3 protein-coding genes are annotated in these 4,634 nt (G+C 68.0%); all 3 read right to left on the bottom strand.

From position 1 onward, the window contains the following. Nucleotides 1-215 precede the first annotated feature (215 nt). Nucleotides 216-3,080, bottom strand: a complete 2,865-nt coding sequence (gene gcvP / locus AC1D00_RS27935; protein WP_477012871.1) for an aminomethyl-transferring glycine dehydrogenase — start codon at nucleotides 3,078-3,080, stop codon at nucleotides 216-218. Nucleotides 3,081-3,260: 180 nt separating this feature from the next. Then, on the bottom strand, nucleotides 3,261-3,629 hold the full coding sequence (gene gcvH, locus AC1D00_RS27930) for a glycine cleavage system protein GcvH (RefSeq protein WP_027548617.1): 369 nt from the start codon (nucleotides 3,627-3,629) through the stop codon (nucleotides 3,261-3,263). A 10-nt stretch (nucleotides 3,630-3,639) separates the two neighbouring features. Further along, nucleotides 3,640-4,634, bottom strand: a 995-nt coding sequence (gcvT, locus tag AC1D00_RS27925) for a glycine cleavage system aminomethyltransferase GcvT (RefSeq protein WP_477012870.1), incomplete at its 5' end; no start/stop codon positions are given.

Below are 4,634 nucleotides of genomic sequence, written 5' to 3'. Positions count from 1 at the left end.
GATTTCGGCAAGGCGGTGCTTGCAGGCCGGGACAATTTCTGCAGCCACAATCCGATCCGGCGCTGGTGGGGCGGCACGCTCCTGACCAACGAACGGCTTTGGCGTTGGAATCCGCAAAGCCGTTCGCTGGCGGCGCCTTGAATCCGGATTGTAGGGTGGGTTAGCCCTGTGGCTGCGCGAAGCGCAGCCGCCCGCTAACCCACCTCACGAATCCATTACTCCGCGGCTTCCGCGTAATCGCTCACCGGCGGGCAGGAGCACACCAGGTTGCGGTCGCCATAAACGTTGTCGACGCGGCCGACCGGGCACCAGTATTTGTCGGTGCGCGAGACGCCGTCGGGGAAGCAGCCCTCGGCACGCGTGTAGGCGCGATTCCACGCATCGTCCGCGATGTCGTGCACGGTGTGCGGGGCGTGACGCAGCGGTGACGCCTCGATCTTGAAGCGGCCGGCCTCGACCTCGGCGATTTCCTTGCGGATCGCGATCATCGCGTCGCAGAAGCGATCCAGCTCCGCCTTGGATTCCGATTCGGTCGGCTCGATCATCAGCGTGCCCGSSACCGGGAAGCTCATGGTCGGCGCGTGGAAGCCGTAGTCGATCAGGCGCTTGGCGATGTCGTCGACGGTGACGCCGCTGGTCGTCTTGAGGGCGCGGGGGTCGACGATGCACTCATGCGCGACGCGGCCCTTCTCGTTCTTGTAGAGCACCGGGAAATGCGCATCGAGCCTTGCTGCAATGTAGTTGGCGTTGAGGATCGCGATCTCGGTGGCGCGCTTCAGGCCTTCGCCGCCCATCATCAGGATGTAGATGTAGGAGATGGTCAGGATCGAGGCCGAGCCGAACGGCGCCGCCGAGACCGGGCCGACCGGAGCATCCGTCTGCGTTGCGGGATGGCCCGGCAGGAACGGCGCAAGATGCGCCTTCACGCCGATCGGGCCCATGCCCGGGCCGCCGCCGCCATGCGGAATGCAGAAGGTCTTGTGCAGGTTGAGATGGCTGACGTCGGCGCCGTAATCGCCGGGCCGTGACAGGCCGACCTGCGCGTTGAGGTTGGCGCCGTCCAGATACACTTGGCCGCCATGGCCGTGGACGATGTCGCAGATCTCGCGGATGTGCTCCTCGAACACGCCGTGGGTCGAGGGATAGGTGATCATCACTGCGGCGAGGTCATTCGCGTGCTTGTCGGCCTTGGCGCGGAGATCATTGACGTCGACGTCGCCGTTCTTCTCGCAGGCGACCACCACCACGTCCATGCCGACCATGGCGGCCGAGGCCGGGTTGGTGCCGTGGGCGGAGGAGGGGATCAGGCAGATCTTGCGGTGGGTCTCGCCGCGCGCGGCGTGATAGGCGCGGATCGCCAGAAGCCCGGCATATTCGCCTTGCGCGCCGGAATTCGGCTGCAGCGAGATCGCGTCATAGCCGGTGATGTCGCACAGCCACTTCTCCAGCCGCGCGAACAGCGCGTGATAGCCCTTGGCCTGCTCGCGCGGGGCGAACGGGTGCAGGGAGCCGAATTCCGGCCAGGTCAGCGGCATCATCTCGGTGGTCGCGTTCAGCTTCATGGTGCAGGAGCCGAGCGGGATCATGGCGCGGTCGAGCGCGAGGTCGCGGTCGCTGAGCTTGCGCATGTAGCGCAGCATCTCGGTCTCCGAGCGATGCGCATGGAACACCGGATGGGTGAGGAACGCGGTCGCGCGCTTCAGCGCCTCCGGCAGCGCGTCGCGCGTGGTGGCGTCGATCTCGGCGTAAGCAAGCTGGCCGCCGAAGGCGCGCCAGACCGCCTCGATGGTCGCGGGCGTGGTGGTCTCGTCGAGCGCGATGCGCAAAGCCGCCTCACCGACGCCGAGATTGATCTTCTCGGCAGCCGCGCGCGCGACGATCTCGGCGCGTTTGGCGCCGGCATCGACGCTGAGCGTGTCGAAGAAGTTTTCGCAGTTCGGCGCAAAGCCGAGCTTGCGCAGGCCGCTCGCGAGCACGGCAGCGCGGCGATGCACCTGGCGCGCGATCTGCGCAAGGCCTTCGGGGCCGTGATAGACCGCATACATCGCGGCGATCACGGCGAGCAGCACCTGCGCGGTGCAGATGTTGGAGGTCGCCTTCTCGCGGCGGATGTGCTGCTCGCGGGTCTGCAGCGCGAGGCGGTAGGCCGGCATCCCGCGCGAATCCACGGAGAGGCCGACGATGCGGCCGGGCAGCGAGCGCTTCAGCGCATCGCGCACCGCCATGTAGGCCGCGTGCGGCCCGCCATAGCCCATCGGCACGCCGAAGCGCTGCGCCGAGCCGATCGCGATGTCGGCCCCGAGCTCGCCGGGCGAGGCGAGCAGCGTCAGGGCCAGCAGGTCGGCGGCAACGATCGCGAGGGCGCCCTTGGCCTTCAGCGTCGCGATTGCGGGCCTGAGGTCGCGCACTGCGCCCGAGGAGCCGGGATATTGCAGCAGCGCGCCGAGCACGTCGGCGCTGTCGAGCTCGGTGAGAGGATCGCCGACGATCAGCTTCCAGCCGAGCGGCTCGGCGCGGGTGCGCATCACCGCAAGCGTCTGCGGATGCACGTCCTTGTCGACGAAGAAGGCCTTCGCTTCGACCCGCGAGTGCCGCTCCGCCAGCGCCATCGCTTCGGCTGCCGCGGTCGCCTCGTCGAGCAGCGAGGCGTTGGCGACGTCGAGGCCGGTGAGGTCGCAGATCATGGTCTGGAAGTTGAACAGCGCCTCCAGCCGGCCCTGGCTGATCTCGGGCTGGTACGGCGTGTAGGCGGTGTACCAGGCCGGGTTCTCCAGGATGTTGCGCTGGATCACCGCGGGCAGGATCGTGCCCGAATAGCCCTGGCCGATCAGCGAGGTGAAGACCTGGTTTTGGGCAGCGAGCTCGCCCATATGCGCGATCGCCTCGGTCTCGCTGAGCGGCTTGCCGAGATCGAGCGGGGCGGCCTGCCGGATCGAGGCCGGCAGCGTCTCCGCCATCAGCGCATCGACGCTCCTGGCGTTGACGGCCTCCAGCATCGCGGCGACGTCGCGCGCCGACGGGCCGATGTGGCGGCGAGCGAAATTGGTGGTGTCGCCGTTGGATTTGCGGTGCGCGGTCATCATGGGTCCTCGCTTTAGGTCATCTGTCGCTGTCATGCCCCGCCTTGTGCGCACTTGCGCACTGGGGCGGGGCATCCAGTAAACGCAGGCGTCACGGCTTGAACCGGGAAGCCGCGGCGTACTGGATCACCCGCCTGCGCGGGGGATGACACCGAATGTGAGGTCGGAGTTCGCTTCATCTCACGCCGTGTGGGCCTTGTAGGCGGCTTCATCCATGAGGCCGCCGAGTTCGCTCTTGTCGGCAATCTTGATCTTGAAGAACCAGGCGGCGCCTTGCGCATCCGTGTTCACCAGCGCCGGCTCGGCGGCCAGCGCGGCGTTGGTCTCGAGCACTTCGCCCGTCACAGGCGCGTAGACGTCGGAGGCGGCCTTCACCGATTCCACCACGGCGGCGGCTTCCGCCTTCTTCAGCACGCGGCCGAGCTTGGGCAGTTCGACGAACACGACGTCGCCGAGCTGCTGCTGCGCGTAGTCGGTGATGCCGACGGTGGCGACGTCGCCCTCAATGGCGAGCCATTCATGGTCGGAGGTGTACAGCGTCGTGGTCATTCTGAAGTCCTCAGCGTTTGTAGGTGTTTTTCACGAAGGGCATGGCGGCGACCGTGAGCGGCAGTCGCTGGCCGCGCACCTCGGCGAAGAGGCTGGTGCCGAGCGCGCCCAGTGCGGTGGGCACGTAGCCCATCGCGACCGGCGCGTTCAGGCTCGGGCCGAAGCCGCCCGATGTGACCGTTCCGATCGGCGCGGCGGATGTCGCATCCGCAAACAGCAGCGCGCCCTCGCGCACCGGCGCGCGGCCTTCCGCGCGCAGGCCGACGCGGCGGCGGCCGGCACCCTGATCGAAATGGGCGAGGATCTTCTCGGCGCCGGGGAAACCACCCGCGCGGGCGCCGCCACTGCGACGGCTCTTCTGCACCGACCATTCCAGCGCGGCCTCGACCGGCGTGGTGGCGGTGTCGATGTCGTGGCCGTAGAGGCAGAGCCCGGCTTCCAGCCGCAGGCTGTCGCGGGCGCCGAGGCCGATCGGCAGCACGTCAGGGTTTTCCAGCAGCGTTTTTGCCAGACGCTCGGCGTCCGCGGCCGGAACCGAAATCTCGAACCCGTCCTCGCCGGTGTAGCCGGAGCGCGAGACGAAGCAGTCGAGACCGGCGACCTTGTGCGGGCCGGCGTCCATGAACTTCATGGCAGGCGCCTCTGCACAGAATTTCGCCAGCGCGGATTCGGCCTTCGGACCCTGGAGCGCGACCAGGGCGCGGTCGGCCAGCGAATCGATGACGCAGTCGTCGGACAGATGCGCGCGCAGATGCGCCTGGTCCTCGGCCTTGCAGGCGGCGTTGACGACCAGGAACAGGTGATCGCCGAAATTGGCGACCATCAGGTCGTCGAGAATGCCGCCATCGGCATTGGTGAACTGGGCGTAGCGCTGCCGGCCCGGCGCAATCGCCACGATGTCCTGCGGCACCAGCCGTTCCAGCGCGCGGGCGGCGTCCTCGACCTTGCCGGATTTCGGCCGCAGCGCGATCTGGCCCATGTGGGAGACGTCGAACAGGCCGGCGG

The sequence above is a fragment of the Bradyrhizobium sp. P2_E8 genome (genome assembly GCF_056403875.1).
Note: the sequence above shows the minus strand (reverse complement) of the source record. Positions and strands in the feature narration are given on the sequence as shown.